Genomic DNA, 21,738 nt, shown 5'->3' with positions numbered 1-21,738 from the left:
AAAGCGAGTCACGATCATCAACATGCTCTAATTACACTCGTTTTTGTTTTAAATTCATTTGAATAATGGGCTAATATTTTTAAATTCAAAAACTTTGAATTCATTTATCCAGTTTTAAATTTGAATTCATATTTTTTGAATTTAAAAGCGCAAGTTTAAATTCAAAGTGCGATTTAAATTTGAATTTATTTTTATGAATTTAAATTCAAAACTGCTTTCCAGTTTTAAATTCAAACTTTGATTTCAAGCTTATCTACAAGTGAATATGGCAAAATTCAGCTGTAAAAAAGGTTTTATTGGATTGTTATATTTATACTCAATTGATCAGTTTATAAGCAATTGATTTAAAAACTGATCCGACCAATGGCAGGTATTTTTGAAGAGGCGCAATCATGCCTGAAAGCAGACAAATAAAAAAGCGATCACCGAAGTAATCGCTTTTTTTATCAGCAAGTTAAAGCCTAGATGGTCATATCTTCGCTCAATGCCAATGGATTCGGTAAAATTTTCGCCAGTTGGCGGCAAAGTACAGACAATTGCGCGCTGTCATTTGGCATCAGGGTAATGTGACCAATCTTGCGGCCTTCGCGCTCTGACTTATTGTAAAGATGCAAATGTGCACCTTCCAGAGCAAGTACATCTGCAGATTTCGGATGCTGACCAATGATGTTCACCAAGACAGTTGGGCGGATCACTTCAGTTGAACCTAAAGGTAAACCTGCCACGGCACGCACATGGTTTTCAAACTGCGAACATACTGCACCTTCAATCGACCAGTGACCCGAGTTATGCACACGTGGTGCCATCTCGTTGGCATATAGGCCATTGTCTGTCACAAACAGCTCAAGGGTCAGCACACCGACATAGTTCAGATGATTCAGCAGGCGAGTGATGTATTCTTGTGCTACCGGCTGCAAGTCAGTACTGTCCGGTGCTGGCACAATCGAGTGCGACAGAATGCCGTCATGATGATGATTTTCCGCCAATGGCCAGGTTTTTACATCACCATCTTGGCCGCGTACTGCAATGATTGAAACTTCACGCGAGAAAGTCACGAAACTTTCAGCAATCAGTTCACCCGCAGGGCCCAATTCTGCCCAGGCCTGATCCATCTGATCGGCCGAACGTAAAACAAATTGACCTTTGCCATCATAACCGCCACGCGAAGTTTTCAGTACGATCGGCAAGCCCAGTTCAGCTACAGCAGCCTGTAAGCTTTCCAGTGAAGTGACCGCTTTGTACGGTGCAACCGGAATAGCCAGTTCATCAAACAAGGCTTTTTCAGACAGACGATGCTGGGCAATCGCCAAAGCCTGACGCGGCGGATGCAGTTGCTTGCTTTGCGTCAGTACATCAACATCTGCAAGTGGCGTATTTTCAAACTCAAGGCTAAATACATCTGCACTGTTAATAAAGTCTTGCAGACCATTTTCAGCTTGGCTCGAAATCACCGGACCCAAAGCAGCAGAAGGGCAGTCTGTGCTGGCTTCAAAAAATGTACATTGAATATTTAATGGAAGTGCCGCTTGCGCCATCATACGACCCAGCTGACCGCCACCAAAAATACCGATGGTTTTATCCATAATCTGTGTCTCGACTTAAGCCTGGCCTGGAATATTGTTGCTTGCCACTTTATCTGTTTGCGCTGCACGGAAATCTGCAACATTTTTTGCGATTTCTGGACGGGTCAAACCCAGAATTTGCGCGGCCATAATGGCAGCATTGGTGGCACCGGCAGGACCAATCGCCAAGGTACCGACTGCAATACCTGCTGGCATTTGCACAATAGACAGCAATGAATCAACACCGTTTAAAATCGAAGATTTCACCGGTACACCCAAAACTGGAAGATCAGTTTTCGCCGCACACATCCCCGGTAAATGCGCTGCGCCACCTGCACCGGCAATAATTACCTGAATACCACGATCACGCGCTTGCTCGGCATATTCAAACAGGCGGTCTGGGGTACGGTGTGCAGAAACAACTTCGGCTTCAAATGGGACACCAAGCTGCTTGAGCATATTGGCAGTGTGTTCGAGAGTTGCCCAATCTGATTGAGAACCCATGATAATACCTACGAGAGGAGTATCTTGTGCAGCAGCCGCATTCATTGCAAATTTTCCAGAGATTAAAGTGAGAAAAGATAAATCTCGACGAGAGAGCCAAGCTTGAATAGGAGTGCGTATTATAGACTGAAAATTCAGCTTCATAAAATTTAACGGTCAAAGCAAGGCTCGATTTTTCTTGTTTTTTTATCGAATTTTCAAAAACTGGAATAAAAATAAGGGAGTAGCCGCAGTTACAACTATTTAGGAACTGCGGAATACAAAATAGACACATCCACACAGACATAAAGCAGCCCAGAGATAATCCAGTTTAAAAGGCTGCTTAAACATGAAAATCATAAAAGGAACAAAGACCAGTAAAGTCACGACTTCCTGGGTAATTTTCATTTGACCGACTGCCATTCCTTGCTGCGCCAGTAATTTGGTCGCCGGAATCATCAGGCTATATTCAAACAGGGCAATGGCCCAGCTGAATAAAATCGCTTGCCAGAGCGGTGCATCATGTGGCAAAAACTTTAAATGCCCATACCAGGCCAGGGTCATAAAACAGTTGGCAATTACCAGAAGAAATAAAGCCGGCAGCATCTGCATGCACTCTGCAAAAAGGTCGAACTTATTTTACGGTTTATTAGGCGAAAAGACATTGCGTCACTTTGAAATTTTCTTTGAATTTATCCGTGAAACAGGATTTAAAAAATCCCGCAACAAGGCCAGAATTTTCACTATCTTTTCAGCTAAAGCCTTGCTATCGTTGCTTGCAAATTGAATAAATCATGACAACAGCACCAATATAAAGTGATGGGTCAGACAGGAACGGAGTGAAGTAGATGCATCTGCATATTTTGGGTATTTGTGGCACCTTTATGGGCTCGTTAGCGCTACTTGCACGCGATCTGGGCCACCAGGTAACAGGTTCAGACCTGAATGTGTATCCACCCATGTCGACCCAACTTGAAAATGCGGGCATCACTTTAATGCAGGGTTATGACCGCAGCCATTTGCAGCCGCATCCGGATCTGGTCATTGTCGGTAATGCCATGAAGCGTGGTATTGATGCAGTCGAATATATGCTGAATGCAGGTCTGCCTTATATTTCAGGTCCGCAGTTTTTGGCTGACCATGTGTTACAAGGCAAGCATGTGCTGGGTGTCGCCGGAACTCATGGCAAGACCACAACAACAACCATGCTGGCTTGGGTACTGGATCAAGCCGGTCTGGAGCCGGGCTTCCTGATTGGTGGTGTGCCTTTAGGCTTTTCAGAAAGTGCGCGTCTCGGTGGCGGGAAATACTTCTGTGTCGAAGCCGATGAATACGATTCTGCTTTCTTCGACAAGCGGTCCAAGTTTGTACATTACCATCCAAAAACAGCAATTTTAAATAACCTGGAATTTGACCATGCCGATATCTTTGATGATCTAGCCGCAATTCAAAAGCAGTTCCATCATTTAGTCCGTACCATTCCAAGTGAAGGCCGGATTATCGCGCCGATTACTGAGAGCAATATTGATGAAGTGCTGGAGCAGGGCTGCTGGACGCCTGTAGTGCGCACCAGTCTGGATGCCAACGAAAAATCTGAACTGTATGCAGAACAATTGTCAGCAGATGGTTCACATTTCAAAGTCCTGCAACAGGGCGTAGTCAAAGGCGAAGTACAGTGGAATATGACCGGGCAGCATTCGGTGGCGAATGCACTTGCGACGATTGCAGCCGCTGAACATGTCGGTGTATCGATTGAAACCGCCTGTGAAGCGCTGTCCAATTTTGGTGGTGTGAAACGCCGTATGGAACTGTTAGGCACAGTCCGTGGTATCGAGGTGTATGATGATTTCGCGCACCATCCGACAGCGATTGATACGACCTTAGAAGGCGCGCGCAAACGTCTGGGTGAACGCAAACTCTGGGCAATTATTGAACCGCGCTCCAATACCATGCGCATGGGCAGCCATAAAGATGGCTTGGCTCATTCTGCACGTCTGGCCGATGAAGTGATCTGGTATCAACCGGAAGGACTGGATTGGGATCTGCAACCGGTCATTGAGGCTGCGCCAAACAAGGCCAAAGTTGCACGCACACTGGATGACATCATTCAGACTGTGGTGGCAGAAGCAGGCGAGGGCGATGCCGTAGTAATTATGTCGAATGGCGGTTTTGGCGGTTTGCATCAGAAGCTAATCACTGTTTTACAAGCATAAAATAGATTTAAGTGAAGTGAATAAGCCCGCCTAGCGGGCTTTTTTTAGCATATTAAAACGTTGATTGAGAAAAAGTGAACCGTTGTTCTGATCCTGCAATCCTATGATTTAAATATTGACCCAAATAGCAGATTTATCTCTGAACCCTCCCTGATGATCTTTTGTTGCAATCTGTACACAAGACTCATTGCAGCGCCATATCACTCAAGGCACAATCGAGAAGAACACAGGTATCTATAGGCCTGAAAGCCAGATCATAAATCAGCCCATCGCTGTCACTATATAAAAGCAATCGAGGCGTTCATTATTCTCGCTGAGTCAGGTCATTCTCATTCCTCATTCCATTAGGAGATGTGTCATGACAACGATGAAAGCGATGGTCTATTACGGCGCAAATAATATCCGCTTTGAAGACCGCCCAGTTCCCACCATTTTGCATCCCAGCGATGCCATCATTAAACTGGAAAAAGTTACCATCTGCGGTACCGACTTGGGTATCTGGAAAGGTAAAAACCCGGAAATTGAGCAGGAGGCTACGCGTAAAGAGGGCAGCTTTAAGGGACGTATTTTAGGTCACGAAGGTATTGGCATTGTGGAAGAAGTTGGTTCCGCCGTGCAAAACTTTAAAAAGGGCGACCGGGTGATTATTTCCTGTGTCAGCCGCTGCGGAACCTGTGAAAACTGCCAGAAACAGCTCTATGCCCATTGTCGCAATGAAGGCGGCTGGATCATGGGTTATATGATTGATGGCACCCATGCCGAATATGTACGCACGCCCTTTGCCGATACCTCACTCTATCATTTACCCGATGGCCTGAATCAAGATGTGGCCGTATTCCTCTCAGATATCCTGCCAACTTCACATGAAATTGGGGTGCAATATGGCGATGTCAAACCAGGCGACAATGTCGCGATTGTCGGGGCAGGGCCAATCGGCATGAGTTGTCTGCTCACCGCACAGTTTTATTCACCCGCCAATATTATTATGGTGGATATGGATGATAATCGGCTGGAATTTGCCAAGACTGTCGGCGCGACGCATATCATCAACTCTGCCAAAGAAGATGCCATTCAAAAGATTCTAGAGATTACCGATGGACGCGGGGTCGACTGTGCCATTGAAGCAGTGGGGGTGGAGCCTACCTGGAATATTTGCCAGCATGTCGTGAAGGAGGGCGGGCATATTGCCAACGTCGGCGTACATGGTAAACCGGTGAGTTTTGAACTGAACAAACTCTGGATTAAAAACCTGACCATCACCACCGGCCTGGTGAATGCCAATACCACAGGGATGTTGCTGAAAACCTGCTGTTCCGGCAAATTGCCCCTAGAAAAACTGGCGACCCATCATTTTAAATTTGCCGATTTTGAAAAAGCCTATGATGTGTTTAAACATGCCTCCGATGAAAAGGCCTTAAAAGTCATGATTGACATGAGCTAATCCACATCAGACAAAAAAGTCCGCTATGCGGACTTTTTTATTTTCAGCATTTACCCCTCAGATCAGAAATAGGGGACATAACCACGCTGCTTATAGCCTTTTGGCGATGCCAGACTGGCCTGATTTTCTTCCAGGCGATACAGTACTTTGAGGAATTCGGCAATTCCTGACTGCTGTAAGGCATGCGGATCAAATTGCTTCAAACCTAAACGTGAAAATAAAGAAGAAATTTCACTGTGTTTATGCACATATTTCATTGACCATTCCGAGAAATGGGACTGCTCTACTATTGCATCTGCAAAACGTAGGACATTGTGATGGCGGGGATCCTGACAAATGCTCTGAAATAAACTTTCCACTACTTCAGGCTGACCTTCAAGGCACTGGAAAAACTTGCCATGGGAATAATACAACACCCCATGAATCTGCTGCTGAAGATTGAACTTCCGGGCAGTGGCCAAAATATCGCTCAAATCTTGTAACAACTCTTGTTCAGATTCTATGCGTTCACTGGCATAGCAAAGCTGTAGGATCATGCCATCTCACTAAAAGGAAGAATTAAAAACACAATTTAATCAATAATTTTAAATTAAGTCGACTATTTTTTAATCAAATATCCGTTTTTGCTTACATGGTTTTCAGTTTGCATTTCTGGATTAAACTTTTAACAATAGTGCCTGAATGATTAAACGAATATTTTCATACACCTACCATGAACATGAGGATCACTTGATGTTAAAAGATCTGATTTTAACCCTCGCCTTGTTATGTGTGTGCTTTATCCTGATGATCACTTTAAATAATTGGCAATTCAGCGCTCAAACCAATCTGCTGATCAGTTCAATTTTTATTAGCTGGACGATCTTGAAATTTGTTGGGCATCGTATTTATTTTCATGCCAGTTACCTGCTGATCATGGCAATTTTAGTGATGCTGCAACAGTTTGAAGAAATTTTCTGGGCGATGACCGGCGTGATGGCAGGTTTCGGTTTATATACCCTGTTACAGGTTATATTGATTCCTGCCTTGAAAGAAAAACTGCATTTATCTTTCGGGAAATCCCCTTGGGTAGTTAAATAGCCGTTGCTGCGACATCGGCCAGACTTCGGTCACGTTTAAACATGACATCCACATAGGAACATTGCGGGATGATGGTTAAACTTTTCTCACGGGCAAAATCGACCAGTGCATCCAGCATTTTTCGGGCAATACCGTGGCCACGCAAGGAATCATCAACCCAGGTATGATCGGCAATTATAACGGCATCGCCCCGCCATTGATAAGTGATCTCCGCCAGGCGGCGTCCTTGATCTTCCATAAAAAATACACCACCGCGTTTTGAATCTTGATATTTGATTTCCATACGAATCTGAACCTTTGTTGTCATTTTTAAATTATAAAACATCATTAAAGTGAGGCTCTCGCTCGAACACGGATTTGGCAAAAGGGCATTTTGGAATAATCCTGATGCCGTGTTCACGGGCAAAATTCACAGCGGCCTCGACCAGATAATATCCGACGTGCTGGCCGCGTAGACTGTCATCGACCCAGGTGTGTTCAATCACTAATTGATCTTCATTTACTCTTGAATAACTCATTTCTGCCAGACGTTTTTCATTTGGCTCTACGAACCATAAACCTCCAGTGTCCTGTTGCTGATGCTCGATCAACATGCCGATCCTCTCCTTGTTTTTAAACCAGACTGACATATTTTTCCCTGCTCTATTGTTAGATTTCTTTTAAAGGATTGTGAATCTGTCCTTCTGGCCAATACCGCATTTTGCTCAACAGGTTTAAACTGCCAGCCGGTTCCTTTTATCAGATGTTTATGTCCAGCTCTTCTTCCACCTCTTCGGTGACGCGTCAATGGGTTTGTGTGATTGCTTTAGCCTCTGCTGCCTTTATTTTCAATACCACCGAATTTATCCCGGTGGCGCTATTAAGTGATATTGGTACCAGTTTTGCCATGTCACCGACCCAAGTCGGGTGGATGCTGACAATTTATGCTTGGGTCGTGGCGCTGCTGTCTTTGCCAATGATGTTACTGACCAAAAATATTGAACGGCGCTTTCTGCTGATGATTTTATTTGCGGTGTTTATTTTCAGTCATGTGCTGTCCTATTTTGCCTGGAGCTTTAGCATTCTGGTGCTGAGCCGGATTGGTATTGCCGTGGCGCATGCGCTGTTCTGGTCAATTACGGCGTCGCTTGCTGTGCGGGTTGCGCCAAAGGGCAAAGAGTTTCAGGCACTGGGCTTATTGGCTACCGGTACCGCCATGGCGATGGTTCTGGGAATTCCCTTTGGCCGGATGGTCGGGGAGGCCTATGGCTGGCGCAATAGTTTTGCCTTGATCGTAGTTGTGGCGAGCGTAGTCTGCGTACTGCTGGCCAAAACCTTACCTTTATTACCAAGTGTCAATTCAGGTTCACTCAGCAGTTTAAAGAGCTTGCTGAAACGTCCCAGCCTGATGCTGGTCTTTGCGCTTACCGTGCTTGTGATTAGTGCGCAATTTACCGCCTATAGTTATATTGAACCCTTTACGCTGAATATTGCGCAATTCAGCTCTGCGCAGACCACCAGCTTATTGCTGATTTATGGTGGTGCGGGCCTGATCGGCTCTTATGTATTTGGCCGTTTTGCACCGCATTTCCCCCGACTCACCATTCCGCTATTTACACTCGGGCTAGGGATCTCGCTACTGTTATTGCTGCCACTGTCTCAGGGTGTATTTCAGCTTAATAGCTTGGCGTTAATCTGGGGCATCAGCATTATTGGGTTTAGTCTGGCTCTACAAGCCAAGACCTTAAATCTGGCTTCTGATGCAACCGATGTCGCCATGGCAATTTTTTCAGGTCTGTACAATGTCGGGATTGGTGGCGGTGCCTTACTCGGCGGTCTGGTAACGGCACATATCGGATTACATAGTATTGGCTGGGTAGGAGCAATCCTGGCCAGCTTGGGTTTTCTGATCAGCTTATACCTGATTCAGCGTCCGGATTTCTTAGGTAAGAAAGCGCCTTGAAGCATGATTTTTGTAAATGAAATTGTAGTCTTAGCAAAAATCTGTCATGCTTGCTGCACATTGAGCTACCGCTCAAATAAAATTTAGTTTGAACAAGGGGAGTAGCCTCCTCCAAGCGTTTAAGAATGAAATTTCAATTTTTAAACGTGTCAGAATATCGTCATTACACTTTGCAAAAAGTCGGTATCTGAGCATCTTGAAGTCACACTTTATATAAAAAAGTGGAACAGTAAGATGTAGGCAAGACCTTGATCATGTTGTTATAGATGTTTTTCATCTGGCAACTGGTCAAGGTTTTTTTATGGCTAGTTGTCCGATGTGGAGAATTCACATGGAAACCATTGGTACACTCTGGCTGTATCTCGTCTTTTTCGCGATTGTCGCAGTCATGCTGATAATCGATTTTGTCGGCTTTAAGCATCAGCATGGTCAGGAAGTTAAAGTCCGTACTGCTGCCTACTGGAGTATTGCCTGGGTCAGTGTCGCGACTTTATTTGGTGGCGGCTTATGGCTGTATCTGGAGCAGACCGCAGGCACGGCAATTGCCAATGCTAAGGTCATGGAATACTTTGCCGGTTATCTGCTGGAAAAATCCCTGGCGATTGATAACGTCTTTGTCTGGCTGATGATCTTCGCGGCCTTCGCCATTCCACCCGCACTGCAACGCAAGCTGCTGTTATATGGCGTACTGGGTGCGATTGTGCTCAGAACTATCTTTATTTTTATTGGTGCGTGGTTCGTGCAGGAATTCTCCTGGATTCTATATATCTTCGGTGCGTTCCTGGTGTATACCGGCTTCAAATTCCTGCGTGGTCAGCATGAAGAAGACAGCAATATTGAAGATATGGCGATTCTAAAATGGCTGCGTAAACATATGCGTATTACCCCGCAACTTCAGGGCGACAAATTCTTTGTCCGTCAAAATGGTTTGCTCTGGGCAACGCCGTTGTTCCTGGTCCTGATCCTGGTTGAAGCCTCTGATGTCATCTTTGCCGTCGATTCTATTCCGGCTATTTTTGCCGTCACCACCGATCCCTTCATTGTCCTCACTGCAAACCTGATGGCGATTTTAGGCCTGCGCGCAATGTTCTTCCTGCTCTCGGGCGCAGCCTCAAAAATGCATTATCTGCCTTATGGCCTCGGGATCATTCTGGTCTTTATCGGCTTTAAGATGCTGATGCTAGATGTGTTCCATATGCCGATCTGGATTTCTTTGAGCTTTATTGTGATTGTCCTGACTGTGACCGCGATCTTGTCGATTCGTCATAGCAAGAAATATAACGAAACCACCCTGTAAAAAGTAATCATCAAAAAAGCCTGCATCAGCAGGCTTTTTTTTATTGTTCTATCAGGGATAATTTGGGCCATTTTTGCAAAAACTGTTTGCTCAGCATGCGTTGTTCGAACACGGCATAACTGACTAAATTCGGATTCCAACGCAGCTTTAACTCAAATAAATCTGCTAAACCGAAAGGGGCAATCAACTCCAACTCATCATCTTTCAGGCGCAGTGCCAAGGCCGTGACAGTTTCTGGCCATAATGACAGCGCATGACTAATTGAAGTTAAAGGCTCAATACTTTCATTTTGATCGGTACGATACCACTCATGTACAAAGGCTTGATTGGTCACATCCCAACAGATATCTGGAAAATAGTCTTTTAACTGATCTGTAAGTTGCTGTTCTATAGCGCGAGCCTGCTTATTTTCGTCATAGAAAATTACATCGACCTCAGTATGATTCATTTCATATTCCCAGTCATGTAAATGCGCCCAGATCACATGACGTAACACACCCGCTGCGACATAAGCTTCAGAGTGCAATTGTGCTAACTGATGCAAGATGCGCATTAAGGTCGGCTGCGCACGCACGATCTGTTGAAATTGATCATGATCATTGGATGGGGTCATAAAAGAATCTGGATCACTATTTAAATATGAATGTTCATACAAACATGGCAATTTTTTCAGCTACAATCAATCGAAAAAATCAAAAAGCGTAGGTTTAAAATGTCTTCTGTAATTGCAACGACAGCGATCCGTGGTCGCTTCCTCGACATTCAGAATACAGTTGCCCAAGCACGTGATATACACGACCAAGTGCGATATGTAGAAGATGGTTTAGTCATCATTCAAGAGGGTAAAATCCAGTGGTTTGGTCCTTGGCAAGAAGGGCAGTCACGACTTCCTACCGACGCTGAATTACAGCACTATCCAGATCAACTGATTGTTCCCGGGTTTATCGACACCCATATTCATTTCCCGCAAACGGAAATGATCGGGGCGTATGGTGAACAACTGCTGGAATGGCTCAACACCTATACTTTTCCCACTGAAATCCAGTTCCGAGATGCATCCTATAGCGAAAAAATTGCCGAATTTTTTGTGCAGGAATTGCTTAAAAATGGCACCACGACTGCACTGGTCTTTTGTACCGTTCACCCTGAATCCGTAGATGCTTTATTTAATGCGGCAACCACCCGCAATATGCGTCTGATCGCGGGTAAAGTCCTGATGGATCGTCATGCACCGGAAGCGCTAACAGATACAGCAGAAACGGCTTATACCGACTCTAAAGCGCTGATTGAAAAGTGGCATGGACAGGGGCGGAACCTGTATGCGATTACCCCACGCTTTGCACCAACTTCAACACCTGAACAATTACAAAAAGCCGGGCAGCTCAAAGCCGAATATCCGGATGTGTATGTGCATACCCATTTAAGTGAGAATAAGAATGAAATTGCCTGGGTAAAAGAACTCTTTCCTGAACGTGAAGGTTATCTGGATGTTTATCATCATTATGGTTTAACCGGCAGCAAATCCGTCTTCGCACATTGCGTGCATCTAGAAGATGAAGAGTGGGATTGTATGCATCAGACCGACTCCGCCATTGCCTTCTGTCCGACCTCAAACCTGTTCCTGGGCAGTGGCTTATTTCCCCTGAAAAAGACCTGGGACAAAGGGGTCAAAGTCGGCTTAGGCACAGACATTGGAGCAGGGACATCATTTAATCAGCTGCAAACCCTAAATGAAGCCTATAAGGTGCAGCAGTTGCAGGGCGAAAAACTCTCTGCCTTTGAGGCCTTGTATCATGCCACTTTAGGCGGTGCCAAAGCCTTGAGTCTGGATGATCGCCTGGGGAACTTTAATATTGGCAAGGAAGCCGACTTTGTGGTGCTGGATCTCAATACCACTGCCTTACAGCAGTTACGCCAGAGCAGAGCCAAAAATATTGAAGATGCATTTTTTGCACTGACCATGCTTGGCGATGACCGTAATATTGCAGCCACCTATGTCTATGGAGCAGCCGTTTATGTCAAAGCAGCAGCCAGTGAATAAAACAAAAAAATCCCGCCGTCGCCAATACTTGATCCTGTCTGCCATGGCACTGGGCTGTGTTTTTTTATTGAAACGCGATTCAACAGCGGCTAAAAAATGATTACATTTACAGCCAGCAAAACAGGTGCATCTCTGCTAGGGATGTATTAAAATTGCGACGTATTCAGGTGTTGCAGGTCAACACCTTTTTTATTTTGCTATTTTTACTTTTTAGGTATCTACCCATGACCGTTCAAATGAGCGTAATGATTTCCGCTGAAGAAATTCAAGCTAAAGTCAAAGAGCTTGGTGCTCAAATCAATGCACACTATGCCAATAGTGACAAAGAACTTGTGCTCATCGGTTTATTACGTGGTTCAGTGATTTTTATGGCTGATTTATGTCGTGTGATTTCAAAACCGCATGAACTGGATTTCATGACTGTGTCCAGTTATGGCGGTGGCACGTTATCGTCACGTGATGTAAAAATCCTGAAAGATTTAGACGGTGAAATCCGTGGTAAAGATGTGTTGGTCGTTGAAGATATTATTGATTCAGGCAACACTTTAAGCAAGGTACTCGAAATCCTGCAAACCCGTGAACCTAACTCGATTCAACTGTGTACTTTGGTAAGTAAACCATCGCGTCGTGAAATCGATCTGAAAGTCGAATTTATGGGCTTTGAAGTTGAAGATAAATTTATTGTGGGTTATGGCCTAGACTATGACCAGAAGTACCGTCACCTGCCATTTATTGGTGAAATCGGTCTTTAAAATCAGGTTGAAAAAAGTGGCATAAGCCACTTTTTTTATGCCTAAAATGGACAGGAAACCGGGAACAAAAAATAACATCTCGTTTCAGGATTCAACTTTTTATAATCCTGACTTTATTTCAAGATGATTAAACAGATGTGAAAACAAAGACATGACAAGAAGGAGTATGCATATGTGGACAATTATTGTGGCGATCGTCATTGGTTTTGTAGCAGGTCTGATTGCACGTGCCATTCATCCTGGTAATGATAAGGCAGGTTTTATTATGACTACCTTACTGGGTATTGCCGGCTCCTTATTGGCGACTTTTGGTGGCCGTATGCTCGGTCTGTATTCGGCAGATTCCGCAGCAGGTCTGATTGCTTCCGTGATTGGTGCTGTGATTATTCTGTTTATTTATAATATGGTCACCAAACGCCGTACAGTCTAAACCATTCAGATGTTTCTGAGGTTGATTTGACGACCTGAATAAAAAAGCACCGGAAAGGTGCTTTTTTATATTGAGCGACTGATAGCTTTATTTAATTTTTTTATAAATTGAATTCTTTAAAGATCTGCTCAATCTGCTCTGCCGGATAGGCACCCATCACTTTAAAACCATTGGAAAAAATAATCGCAGGTGTCCCATTCACGCCCATAGACTGAGCCAGTTTTTTATTCCGTTCAATCGGATTGGCGCAACTTTTTTTCGATTTAGGTTGAATCCCTTGAGCAATCAGATTTTCCCATGCCTGAGCTGGATTAGACTCGCAATACACCTGTTTTGAAGGAGCCACCGACTGGGGTTTTAAAGGAAGAATAAAGGTATAAATGGTCAAGTCATTCAATTTTTTCAGCTCTAGCTCAAGCTTTTTACAATACGGGCAATTTGGGTCAGAAAAGATGGCAATCTGACGTTTACCCGTACCTCTTACACTTTTCACAGCATCCTGAAGCGGTAATTTTTTCCAGTCGATACTATTTTGTTTTAGCATTAAATCGCGGGTCAGATTATGTTGATCCTGAATCCGCAGCATCGGGCCGGCAATCAGATGTTTGGCATCTTCATTTAGATAAACCACTTGGCCCTGCATGGAACCGCTATAGATGCCTTTCATCTCCGTGGTTTGAATATTTTCAATTTTTAAATTGGGACTGTTTTTTGCCAAGTTAGCTTGTACCGTATCAATATTGGCAAATGCGAAGCTTGAAATGAATGTACTTAAACTAATAATCAGTGTTTTTTTTAACATGAATGTTCTACATGAGTTGGATAAGAATATGCTTCGATTTTAATCGCTCTGCTTTTAAATTTCTCAAACATTTATGTTACTGTTTACACTCAGTTAAATAAGTTCATCATGTTTCACGTGGAACATAATGTATAGCATTATATTTAACTTCAATATATCTAGAAAACACATCAATATTCATAATAAATAATTGTTTTATATATTTAAAATATTTTAAATGATAAATATCTTACTCATTCAACCTTGACCGATTTTCTGCATCCATTCTAAACTGCAGACACTTTTTATTTTCCTCGCTACGCCCTGACATGGATTGGCCAAGGATCAACACTATAACGGCATTTTCATGACAATAACGACCAGCTGGCGACCGTTCTTGATGGTCAGCCTGGCTTTAATGATGGGAACGATTGGTACTGCTTTGGCCAGTCCGCTTTATCCGATTTATCAACAGCTCTGGCATTTGCTTCCCAGCCAGATCACCTACATTTTTGTCGCCTATATGTTTGGCTGTCTCTCGACCTTGTTGTTTTTGGGCAGAACCAGTAACAGCATCGGATTTTTACGGACCCTGCAAATTGGTCTGGCCCTGATCACGCTGGGTCTGATCATTTCCGTTTTTGCCCAGAATGCACTGATCCTCTCGATTGGCCGTTTTATTATTGGGATTGCCTCGGGCTTGATGACCACTTCTGCCATGATGGGTTTAATGCATACCATCCCGGAAAGCCATAAGCACACTGCACCGCAACTGATTTCAATCATTACTGCAATGGGTTTTGGTTTGGGACCTTTGGTCGGTGGCGTGATTGCGCAGTTTTCCGCTGCGCCTTTGGTGATGCCATATTTGCCGATTATTCTGGGTGCCGTATTGTGTCTGATTGGCCTGTTCTGGATTAAAGCACCCAAGTTTGAGGTGCAGCCCTTTAGCATGGCGCCTAAACTGCAACGACCTGAAGCCCAGTTTCATCGGGTGTTTATGATTATTGCAGTGACGGCTTTTAGTGCCTTTGCCGCCTTTAGCCTGTTTGCTTCTCTGTCGCCGTCCTTTGTCCGAAATATTTTACCTTGGCATAGCCCTCTGGTCAGCGGACTGGCCATTACCAGTATCTTAGTGGTTTCAGTGATCGTGCAGTTTATGGCCAAAGCCGTCGCAGCCTCTAAATGTCTGAATATCGGTCTGATGATGATGTGCTTGAGCCTGATGATTTTGGCGCTATGTATGTATTCGAAAATCAGCCTGCTATTTTTTATCAGTGATATTTTCTTTGGAATCGGCCATGGTTTTGCCTTAATGGGTGCTTTTGCCCTGATTCATCAAATGACCAGCTTAAACAACCGTGCAGCCGTCATGTCGACCTATCTGTTTATTGCCTATCTGGGCACTATTGTCCCTATTATTGCTGTGGGTTATCTGGCCGATCACTGGGGGCTGGATTTCGCTGTAATCAGCTTTTGTATCGCGATTAGTTTACTGTGTTTTGCACTATGGTGGGCTTATCAAAAATCCCGTCTACCAGTCTAAAAAAGCCCTCAATTGAGTAATGCCAGTCAGTTAAGAAATTGACTGGCATTTTCTTGGGTATTTCTGCGGTTTTCCTTTCACAACTCGTGGGCAACTTCTAACCCTTCTCTCAGGCAAAACATACCTCCTCGATTTCTCCAGTAAACTTTCTAGATGTTTAGGTAAATTCCCTGCGGAGTCTAAAGAATCAAATCTTAATATATTCAGGATGCTGATAGAGGCAATATGAAAGCTGATTCTCAAAGGACTGACTTTTGCACGTTGAGCCATATGTTTCATTTGTCTTCTTAGAATATTATAGGCAATGAAGACCCCCCATAATTCTTGATAAATTAAATCAGGTTGCTTGCTCCTCAAATGCTTACCTTCCTGTAAATCACTTTTGATTTCTCGGTAACACATTTCTATTTCCCAGCGCTGGGCATAAAGCTTCGCCAAGCCTATCAGTGGATATGCCTTTGAATCCATTAATGAAGTGATATAACGTCTAATTTTCCCTGCCTGCTCAACTTCAATCAAACGCGCTTCCCAATATTCTCCTAATGATGGATTTAGCTTCCTGGCTCTAGCTGAAAGAGGCATTTTGATTTGAAAGTCATGCGGGGAATTACGTTTAATGATCTCATAGCGTAAATTATCTTTTGCTCTCATTAACCAATGACTGGCTTCTACTCGTGTTTGCCAGTCAATCAAGAAATCAGCAGAGAAATAGGCTCGATCAAACAAGGTAATACTATGCGATGGAGGACATAATCGATTTGCCAGTGTAAGTTCACCCTGATCCATGCTACCTATTTGGGCATCAATGATTTCATGGGTGCTGGTATTTACCAGGCAGGTTGCTCTCACTTGTGGATAAGGGGCTGCAGCGGTTTTACCCTTAGATGAGCCAAAGTGTTCAAAATTCTCGTCTGTATAAGGCATAGACCAAACCACCCCGTCAACAGCACATACACTAAGGCCATGAAAGTTTGAGTATTGCTGTTGGGATTCTTCAAACCAGGCTTGGCTGAGTAGAGAAAACAAGGTATTCAAGGGCTCTCGTCCTAAACGTTGTCGTGCTTGCACTGCTGCACTGGGGACACAATATTCTGTTGTACCAAACACAAGTTTTAGTTGCTCTACGACATACCCGATCGGTTGATCTCGAAATAGGGCAAGCCCAATTACCAGCCATACCACATGTTCGGCAGGTAATTTTCTTCTCCTGATAGAAGCCTTACCTGTTTGATGTAGGCTTTCTTTAATCCAGTTTAAATCAATGAGTTCACTGAAATGGCTGAGTGAAGGCAAAGAATGTTGAAGGGTGCAATCTAAATTTTCAGATAAAGTCATAAAAAAAATGAGCGTATTGGCATACACTCATTTTTACTACATTTTTCTAATGTCTGCTTAACTGACTGGCATTACTCAATTGAGGGCTTTTTTGATGTTTATTAGATAATTACTTTCCAATACAGAATGAACCGAAGATCTTGCCCAGCAGGTCATCTGCACTGAAATCACCAGTGATCTCACCCAAGGCATTTTGCGCCAGACGTAAGGACTCTGCCACCAGTTCACCGGCGTTATACACCACCAGTTGCTCACGCGCCTCAGCTAGATAGAGCTGGGTGCGCTTCATTGCGTCTAAATGACGGGTACGTGCGATAAAGGTATCTTCTTCGGGTTGGAAGCCTGCATGCGCTGTAATCGCTTCTATGAGCGCTTGAACACCGGTTTCCTGCTTGGCAGAGACTGCGATATGCCGGAAACCATTTAAATCGCCAATTATAGCTTCAGCCCCGGTCAGGTCACATTTATTGCCAATCAGCATCAAACGTTTCGGTCCAATATGTTCAGCAAAATATTCCTGAGCAAGTTGCAGCGGATCTTCGCCCTGGCTTAAGTCATAGACCAAGAGTAATAAATCAGCCTGTTCAATTTCTTTAATCGCGCGGCGGATTCCTTCTTTTTCTACGATATCGCCGGTTTCACGCAAGCCTGCGGTATCGGTGAGGGTGATCGGCAGACCATTTAAGGTAATTTTTTCATGCAGGACATCACGGGTGGTACCGGCAATATCGGTCACAATCGCGCGTTCAATTCCAGCCAGCGCATTCAGTAAGGAAGATTTACCGGCATTCGGTTTACCCGCAATTACCACCTGTAAACCTTCACGTAACAACTGACCTTGACGTGCAGATTGCTGTACTTGAGTGACTGCACTGGATACGCCATCCAGCAGATTTAAAATCTTGCCATCCGCCAGAAAGTCGATTTCTTCTTCCGGGAAATCAATTGCGGCTTCCACATGCAAACGCAGGTGAATCAGCTGCTCAAGGACTGCATTGACTTTGGTCGAAAACGCCCCTTGCAAAGAACGTACTGCAGAACGGGCAGCCGCTTGCGAAGTTGCATCAATCAGGTCGGCAATCGCCTCGGCCTGCACCAGATCCAGCTTGCCATTCTCAAAAGCACGCATGGAAAACTCACCCGCTTTGGCAGCAGTGGCGCCCAGCTCCAGCAAACGGCCAAGCAAGGCATTCTGAATCACCGGACCGCCATGACCTTGCAGCTCTACGACATCTTCGCCGGTAAAAGAGTTTGGATTCGGGAAGCAAATCGCCAGTCCTTCATCCATGACTTCGCCGGCCGCATCATAGAATTGGCGGAAACCGGCAAAACGCGCTTTTGGCAGCTCTTTTTGTGTCAGTTGCTGGGCAATCTCATAAGATTTTGGACCTGACAGGCGAATCACCCCAACGCCGCCACGTCCTGGTGGAGTTGCAATCGCAGCAATAGTTGTGGTTCGGTTGAGCATAGAATTCACCTGCAAAGACTCAAAAGTACAGCCAAAAAAAATCCGCCTAAGATTACCATCTTAAGCGGATTTATTCAGCCTATCCGTACAACTTAGTTGACTGGAGTGGCCTCATCACGTTTCGCGCGATCTTTGGCAACAGACTTGTTAATCAAAGTTTGTTGCAGAATCGTGATCAAGTTGTTGACGATCCAGTACAGAACCAAGCCTGCCGGGAAGAACAACAAGAATACGGTAAAAATGATCGGCATAAACTTGAAGACTTTCGCCTGCATTGGATCAGTTGGTTGTGGATTTAACGACTGTTGGATATACATGGTCAAGCCCATCAACAACGGCAGAATGAACCAAGGATCCATTGAAGACAAATCCTGAATCCACAGCATCCATGGCGCATGACGCAGTTCCACAGATTCCATCAACACCCAGTACAAGGCCAGGAAAATCGGCATTTGTAATAACAGCGGTAAACAGCCGGCAAGCGGATTGACCTGTTCACGTTTGTACAATGCCATCATTTCTTGAGAGAAGCGCATGCGGTCTTCACCGAACTCTTCTTTCATGCGTTGCATTTCTGGCGCAATCACACGCATTTTCGCCATCGAGCGATAGCTCTTCGACGACAATGGCCACAGGATCACTTTCACCAAGATGGTCAACAGAATAATTGCCCAGCCCCAGTTACCCACCAGACCATGGAAGAATTCAAGACCAACAAACAGTAATTTCGCAATTGGCCATAACCAACCATAATCAACCGTCTGGTTTAAACCCGCAGCCAAATCTTTCAGTTCTGACTGGATTTTTGGACCTGAATAGAAAGTCGCATCAATTTCAGCTACTGTACCTGCTGGCACATTGAACGTCGGGGAGGTAAAACCGATGATGTTCATGTTATCGGTTGATTTACGTGATTCAAGCTTGGCGCTATAAGCTTCGCCATTGCCTTGAGTCAACTTTAGCTGACCTGGAACCCATGCACTGACAAAGTAGTGCTGTACCATTGCCACCCAACCACCTGTCGCTTCAGTACTGACTTTTTCTTCAACAAAGTTGTCGAATTTAAGCTTGTTGTACTGCTCGTCCGGGGTACCCCATGCACCGCCCAGGAATGTTCCCAGCGTGAAGATCCCCTGATCAGATTTGCCTGGATCTTCCGAGTTATCGCGTTTGATCTGACCGAACATCTGACCTTGCCAGGTCTGGCCACTGCGGTTGACCACTTTGTGATTCACTACGACCGGATATTCACCTTCAGTGAAATTGAAGGTCTTAATGATCTCGATCCCGTCAGCGGTTTTAAACACTAGCGGTACAGACAATACTTTCAGGTTTTCACCATCTTTGGATTTGACTGTTTTCGCATCTGCCAGGGTATAAGCAGTTTTTTCCAGCTCATACATTGGACGGCCGTTACGGCTGCTGTCCGGTCCATTCAGACCGATCAGGCCAGACTGGGCGACATAAGTACGTTTCGCATCGCTTTCCAGCATGACGAAAGGTTCATCGCTATCTTTGTTCTTGTCATGATTGAGTAATTCAATACGAACAATATCACCACCCTTCGGATTGATCCAAAGATGATAAAGGTCAGTTTGTACTGAAATAAGCTGCTGACTTACAGGTGCTGTGGCATCCGTGGCTTGCTGTGCTGGCACATTTGCTTGTGGCAGATCAGAGGCAACTGTAGCCGTCTGACCATTTGGCAAATCTGCAGATACGTCATGTGAAACAACAGCAGTTTCCTGCTGCGGTTTTGTTTCAGCATTTCCATAATCTTTTTGCCACGCCAAAATGAGCAAATATGCGACAACAAACATGGCTCCGAGAATTGCAATCCTGGCCCATTGTTGCATATGTATTACCCCAAGTGGTGAGAGTGATTTTGGTTCAATAAACGATCACGAAAGGGTACAGCAACGTGAAGCGTTTGAGAATCTATTTGCTGAAATGAAATAAAACGAATCGCTTTTGAGGGAACAGGATCATATCCCGAGCCCCCCCACGGATGACAACGGCAAATACGTTTAGTAGCCAGCCACACTCCACGCCCAGCGCCATGCATCTGGACTGCTTCCAAGGAATATTGAGAACAAGTTGGAATATAACGACAGCGCGGTCCAAGAAGAGGACTAATCGCAATCTGATAGAAACGGATCAACCAATGCAGTAAACGTACCATTGGCCAACTCTACTTTTGTGGGGAGGGGGCTATTTTTGAATGCTTTTTGGCGAGACGGTTCAGTCTCTGCCAGGCAAATTGTAATTGCTGGTGCAATTCTGCATTAGGCACTGCTTCAACACCCATTTTCGGCATGATTACAATGTCTAAGTCATCTAATTGCTGTTGATGCAGGCGAAAACTTTCGCGAGCAAGTCGTTTTACTCGATTTCTTTCGTGTGCACGTCGCACTTTCTTCTTGGCAACAACTAAACCCAAACGGCTATTTGGCAGTTCGGAACGTTTTGCAAGAAATAAGAAATGGGGTTGATGCACTTTAAAAAGCGCACCATCAAAGACACCTTTATAATCGGCAGCACAGCGTAATCGCAACTCTGTGCCAAAACTATAAAGTTTTGTCATAACACCCAAAATCGTCTTAGCGTAACTGATTAAACAGTTAAGCTATGACGACCTTTTGCACGACGGCGAGCTAATACTTGACGACCAGCTTTAGTAGCCATACGAGCACGGAAACCATGAACACGCTTACGCTTTAATTCAGACGGTTGGAATGTACGTTTCATATTGAAACTCCAAAAAATGATCTTTCTATGAAGGTCCGCGATTTTAGTGCTCATTGCTTGAGCTGTCAATGCAAAAGCGGTTTTCTTTTCAAATAAGATCAAAAAAGATAAAGACCCTGGTTTTTCAAAGAACTGAATAAAAAATAGTTCAATTCAAGTTAATCACAAATTAAGTTATTGTTATATAAATATATATAAGTTATAAACAACTCTATCAACAAAGTTATCCACATGTTATCCAGAGTTTAAATTTAACTTACGGTTTTGAATTTAAATTTGAAGTTTTTTGAGTTATCCACAAAAACCAGTGATCTTATAAATAAATTCAAATTTATAAATTTAAATTTATTACTATTAGGGAGCACTTTTTCTATGGATAAGCCACTTTTTATTTAATTAAACATAAACTTATATTGTGGATAAAACTGTTTCTATTAATTTTATACTTTGTGGATAACTTTATGATATATTTTATCCACAGCTTGCGGATAAACTTATCCACACTGGGTTTTAAATTTAATTTTATGCATGGTGATTTCTTTTTGCACAGTTTTTGTGGAAATTGCCATGACAGATGTGGATAACTTGGTTAGAATGGCGACCCGCTTTTGGTCGCGGT

At 44.1% G+C, this 21,738-nt stretch carries 23 protein-coding genes; 9 read left to right on the top strand and 14 right to left on the bottom strand.

Annotated features, from left to right (window positions below):
* Positions 1 to 461 precede the first annotated feature (461 nt).
* The 3 genes from F893_RS15215 to F893_RS15205 form a co-directional block, all read right to left on the bottom strand.
* Positions 462 to 1,583: a 5-(carboxyamino)imidazole ribonucleotide synthase gene (locus F893_RS15215; protein ID WP_004281903.1), complete on the bottom strand. Its 1,122-nt coding sequence runs from the start codon at positions 1,581 to 1,583 to the stop codon at positions 462 to 464.
* A gap of 15 nt (positions 1,584 to 1,598) precedes the next feature.
* Complete coding sequence (gene purE / locus F893_RS15210) at positions 1,599 to 2,111, bottom strand: 5-(carboxyamino)imidazole ribonucleotide mutase (protein ID WP_004647147.1); 513 nt, start codon at positions 2,109 to 2,111, stop codon at positions 1,599 to 1,601.
* Between the two features lie 198 nt (positions 2,112 to 2,309).
* Entirely contained in the window at positions 2,310 to 2,651 is a 342-nt protein-coding gene (locus F893_RS15205) for a DMT family protein (protein ID WP_005252989.1), read from the bottom strand.
* 242 nt (positions 2,652 to 2,893) lie between these two features.
* Here F893_RS15205 and mpl point away from each other — a divergent pair, with 242 nt between their 5' ends.
* Positions 2,894 to 4,258, top strand: coding sequence for a UDP-N-acetylmuramate:L-alanyl-gamma-D-glutamyl-meso-diaminopimelate ligase (mpl, locus tag F893_RS15200; protein WP_005252988.1), 1,365 nt, complete (start codon positions 2,894 to 2,896; stop codon positions 4,256 to 4,258).
* A gap of 358 nt (positions 4,259 to 4,616) precedes the next feature.
* Positions 4,617 to 5,699, top strand: coding sequence for a zinc-dependent alcohol dehydrogenase family protein (locus tag F893_RS15195; protein ID WP_004729011.1), 1,083 nt, complete (start codon positions 4,617 to 4,619; stop codon positions 5,697 to 5,699).
* A gap of 62 nt (positions 5,700 to 5,761) precedes the next feature.
* On the opposite strand, the gene F893_RS15190 is transcribed toward F893_RS15195, so the two are convergent.
* Positions 5,762 to 6,235, bottom strand: coding sequence for a BLUF domain-containing protein (locus F893_RS15190; protein ID WP_004729009.1), 474 nt, complete (start codon positions 6,233 to 6,235; stop codon positions 5,762 to 5,764).
* 196 nt (positions 6,236 to 6,431) lie between these two features.
* On the opposite strand from F893_RS15190, the gene F893_RS15185 reads away from it, so the two are divergent.
* Positions 6,432 to 6,779: a hypothetical protein gene (locus F893_RS15185; protein WP_005245563.1), complete on the top strand. Its 348-nt coding sequence runs from the start codon at positions 6,432 to 6,434 to the stop codon at positions 6,777 to 6,779.
* On the opposite strand, the gene F893_RS15180 is transcribed toward F893_RS15185, so the two are convergent.
* Together F893_RS15180 and F893_RS15175 are read right to left on the bottom strand one after the other, a co-directional pair.
* Positions 6,772 to 7,062, bottom strand: coding sequence for a GNAT family N-acetyltransferase (locus F893_RS15180; protein ID WP_026056558.1), 291 nt, complete (start codon positions 7,060 to 7,062; stop codon positions 6,772 to 6,774). The genes F893_RS15185 and F893_RS15180 overlap by 8 nt on opposite strands.
* A gap of 31 nt (positions 7,063 to 7,093) precedes the next feature.
* A complete protein-coding gene (locus tag F893_RS15175; protein ID WP_004729002.1) occupies positions 7,094 to 7,372 on the bottom strand; it encodes a GNAT family N-acetyltransferase in 279 nt (92 codons plus the stop codon).
* 155 nt (positions 7,373 to 7,527) lie between these two features.
* Here F893_RS15175 and F893_RS15170 point away from each other — a divergent pair, with 155 nt between their 5' ends.
* Together F893_RS15170 and F893_RS15165 are read left to right on the top strand one after the other, a co-directional pair.
* Complete coding sequence (locus tag F893_RS15170; RefSeq protein ID WP_026056557.1) at positions 7,528 to 8,721, top strand: sugar transporter; 1,194 nt, start codon at positions 7,528 to 7,530, stop codon at positions 8,719 to 8,721.
* A gap of 331 nt (positions 8,722 to 9,052) precedes the next feature.
* On the top strand, positions 9,053 to 10,018 hold the full coding sequence (locus tag F893_RS15165) for a TerC family protein (protein WP_004728997.1): 966 nt from the start codon (positions 9,053 to 9,055) through the stop codon (positions 10,016 to 10,018).
* A 40-nt stretch (positions 10,019 to 10,058) separates the two neighbouring features.
* Here the strand turns inward: F893_RS15165 and F893_RS15160 are convergent, their stop codons facing one another.
* Entirely contained in the window at positions 10,059 to 10,631 is a 573-nt protein-coding gene (locus tag F893_RS15160) for a nucleotidyltransferase family protein (protein ID WP_004728995.1), read from the bottom strand.
* Positions 10,632 to 10,730: 99 nt separating this feature from the next.
* Between F893_RS15160 and guaD the strand changes: the two genes are divergently transcribed.
* The 3 genes from guaD (at position 10,731) to F893_RS15145 (ending at position 13,241) form a co-directional block, all read left to right on the top strand.
* Positions 10,731 to 12,059, top strand: a complete 1,329-nt coding sequence (gene guaD, locus F893_RS15155) for a guanine deaminase (protein WP_004728993.1) — start codon at positions 10,731 to 10,733, stop codon at positions 12,057 to 12,059.
* A gap of 224 nt (positions 12,060 to 12,283) precedes the next feature.
* Positions 12,284 to 12,811 (top strand): hypoxanthine phosphoribosyltransferase, encoded by a 528-nt coding sequence (gene hpt, locus F893_RS15150; protein ID WP_004728991.1) that lies wholly within the window; start codon positions 12,284 to 12,286, stop codon positions 12,809 to 12,811.
* Between the two features lie 172 nt (positions 12,812 to 12,983).
* Positions 12,984 to 13,241, top strand: coding sequence for a GlsB/YeaQ/YmgE family stress response membrane protein (locus F893_RS15145; protein WP_004281926.1), 258 nt, complete (start codon positions 12,984 to 12,986; stop codon positions 13,239 to 13,241).
* 100 nt (positions 13,242 to 13,341) lie between these two features.
* On the opposite strand, the gene F893_RS15140 is transcribed toward F893_RS15145, so the two are convergent.
* Positions 13,342 to 14,043, bottom strand: coding sequence for a DsbC family protein (locus F893_RS15140; RefSeq protein WP_005252979.1), 702 nt, complete (start codon positions 14,041 to 14,043; stop codon positions 13,342 to 13,344).
* A gap of 379 nt (positions 14,044 to 14,422) precedes the next feature.
* Between F893_RS15140 and F893_RS15135 the strand changes: the two genes are divergently transcribed.
* Entirely contained in the window at positions 14,423 to 15,568 is a 1,146-nt protein-coding gene (locus tag F893_RS15135) for an MFS transporter (protein ID WP_005252977.1), read from the top strand.
* A 30-nt stretch (positions 15,569 to 15,598) separates the two neighbouring features.
* Here the strand turns inward: F893_RS15135 and F893_RS15130 are convergent, their stop codons facing one another.
* The 6 genes from F893_RS15130 to rpmH form a co-directional block, all read right to left on the bottom strand.
* On the bottom strand, positions 15,599 to 16,903 hold the full coding sequence (locus F893_RS15130) for an IS4 family transposase (RefSeq protein ID WP_005104965.1): 1,305 nt from the start codon (positions 16,901 to 16,903) through the stop codon (positions 15,599 to 15,601).
* A gap of 109 nt (positions 16,904 to 17,012) precedes the next feature.
* Positions 17,013 to 18,371, bottom strand: coding sequence for a tRNA uridine-5-carboxymethylaminomethyl(34) synthesis GTPase MnmE (mnmE, locus tag F893_RS15125; RefSeq protein WP_005252976.1), 1,359 nt, complete (start codon positions 18,369 to 18,371; stop codon positions 17,013 to 17,015).
* 92 nt (positions 18,372 to 18,463) lie between these two features.
* Positions 18,464 to 20,227 carry a membrane protein insertase YidC gene (yidC, locus tag F893_RS15120; protein WP_005245552.1) on the bottom strand — a complete coding sequence of 588 codons (1,764 nt, stop codon included), beginning with the start codon at positions 20,225 to 20,227 and terminating at the stop codon, positions 18,464 to 18,466.
* Between the two features lie 5 nt (positions 20,228 to 20,232).
* Entirely contained in the window at positions 20,233 to 20,553 is a 321-nt protein-coding gene (gene yidD / locus F893_RS17570) for a membrane protein insertion efficiency factor YidD (protein ID WP_004281931.1), read from the bottom strand.
* Between the two features lie 9 nt (positions 20,554 to 20,562).
* Positions 20,563 to 20,955, bottom strand: coding sequence for a ribonuclease P protein component (gene rnpA / locus F893_RS15115; RefSeq protein ID WP_005252975.1), 393 nt, complete (start codon positions 20,953 to 20,955; stop codon positions 20,563 to 20,565).
* 29 nt (positions 20,956 to 20,984) lie between these two features.
* Complete coding sequence (rpmH, locus tag F893_RS15110) at positions 20,985 to 21,119, bottom strand: 50S ribosomal protein L34 (protein WP_000831329.1); 135 nt, start codon at positions 21,117 to 21,119, stop codon at positions 20,985 to 20,987.
* Between the last annotated feature and the right edge of the window lie 619 nt (positions 21,120 to 21,738).

The sequence above is a fragment of the Acinetobacter sp. CIP 102136 genome (assembly GCF_000369685.1).
Lineage (GTDB): Bacteria > Pseudomonadota > Gammaproteobacteria > Pseudomonadales > Moraxellaceae > Acinetobacter > Acinetobacter fasciculus.
The sequence above is the reverse complement of the archived record's forward strand: the minus strand, read 5'-3'. Positions and strand labels throughout refer to the sequence as shown.

Excerpts from the sequence above, each read along its gene's own strand:
- F893_RS15215 (WP_004281903.1), bottom strand. The coding sequence starts at position 1,583 with ATGGATAAAACCATCGGTATTTTTGGTGGCGGTCAGCTGGGTCGTATG.
- purE (WP_004647147.1), bottom strand. The coding sequence starts at position 2,111 with ATGAATGCGGCTGCTGCACAAGATACTCCTCTCGTAGGTATTATCATG.
- F893_RS15205 (WP_005252989.1), bottom strand. The coding sequence starts at position 2,651 with ATGCTGCCGGCTTTATTTCTTCTGGTAATTGCCAACTGTTTTATGACC.
- mpl (WP_005252988.1), top strand. The coding sequence starts at position 2,894 with ATGCATCTGCATATTTTGGGTATTTGTGGCACCTTTATGGGCTCGTTA.
- F893_RS15195 (WP_004729011.1), top strand. The coding sequence starts at position 4,617 with ATGACAACGATGAAAGCGATGGTCTATTACGGCGCAAATAATATCCGC.
- F893_RS15190 (WP_004729009.1), bottom strand. The coding sequence starts at position 6,235 with ATGATCCTACAGCTTTGCTATGCCAGTGAACGCATAGAATCTGAACAA.
- F893_RS15185 (WP_005245563.1), top strand. The coding sequence starts at position 6,432 with ATGTTAAAAGATCTGATTTTAACCCTCGCCTTGTTATGTGTGTGCTTT.
- F893_RS15180 (WP_026056558.1), bottom strand. The coding sequence starts at position 7,062 with ATGGAAATCAAATATCAAGATTCAAAACGCGGTGGTGTATTTTTTATG.
- F893_RS15175 (WP_004729002.1), bottom strand. The coding sequence starts at position 7,372 with ATGTTGATCGAGCATCAGCAACAGGACACTGGAGGTTTATGGTTCGTA.
- F893_RS15170 (WP_026056557.1), top strand. The coding sequence starts at position 7,528 with ATGTCCAGCTCTTCTTCCACCTCTTCGGTGACGCGTCAATGGGTTTGT.
- F893_RS15165 (WP_004728997.1), top strand. The coding sequence starts at position 9,053 with ATGGAAACCATTGGTACACTCTGGCTGTATCTCGTCTTTTTCGCGATT.
- F893_RS15160 (WP_004728995.1), bottom strand. The coding sequence starts at position 10,631 with ATGACCCCATCCAATGATCATGATCAATTTCAACAGATCGTGCGTGCG.
- guaD (WP_004728993.1), top strand. The coding sequence starts at position 10,731 with ATGTCTTCTGTAATTGCAACGACAGCGATCCGTGGTCGCTTCCTCGAC.
- hpt (WP_004728991.1), top strand. The coding sequence starts at position 12,284 with ATGACCGTTCAAATGAGCGTAATGATTTCCGCTGAAGAAATTCAAGCT.
- F893_RS15145 (WP_004281926.1), top strand. The coding sequence starts at position 12,984 with ATGTGGACAATTATTGTGGCGATCGTCATTGGTTTTGTAGCAGGTCTG.
- F893_RS15140 (WP_005252979.1), bottom strand. The coding sequence starts at position 14,043 with ATGTTAAAAAAAACACTGATTATTAGTTTAAGTACATTCATTTCAAGC.
- F893_RS15135 (WP_005252977.1), top strand. The coding sequence starts at position 14,423 with ATGGTCAGCCTGGCTTTAATGATGGGAACGATTGGTACTGCTTTGGCC.
- F893_RS15130 (WP_005104965.1), bottom strand. The coding sequence starts at position 16,903 with ATGACTTTATCTGAAAATTTAGATTGCACCCTTCAACATTCTTTGCCT.
- mnmE (WP_005252976.1), bottom strand. The coding sequence starts at position 18,371 with ATGCTCAACCGAACCACAACTATTGCTGCGATTGCAACTCCACCAGGA.
- yidC (WP_005245552.1), bottom strand. The coding sequence starts at position 20,227 with ATGCAACAATGGGCCAGGATTGCAATTCTCGGAGCCATGTTTGTTGTC.
- yidD (WP_004281931.1), bottom strand. The coding sequence starts at position 20,553 with ATGGTACGTTTACTGCATTGGTTGATCCGTTTCTATCAGATTGCGATT.
- rnpA (WP_005252975.1), bottom strand. The coding sequence starts at position 20,955 with ATGACAAAACTTTATAGTTTTGGCACAGAGTTGCGATTACGCTGTGCT.
- rpmH (WP_000831329.1), bottom strand. The coding sequence starts at position 21,119 with ATGAAACGTACATTCCAACCGTCTGAATTAAAGCGTAAGCGTGTTCAT.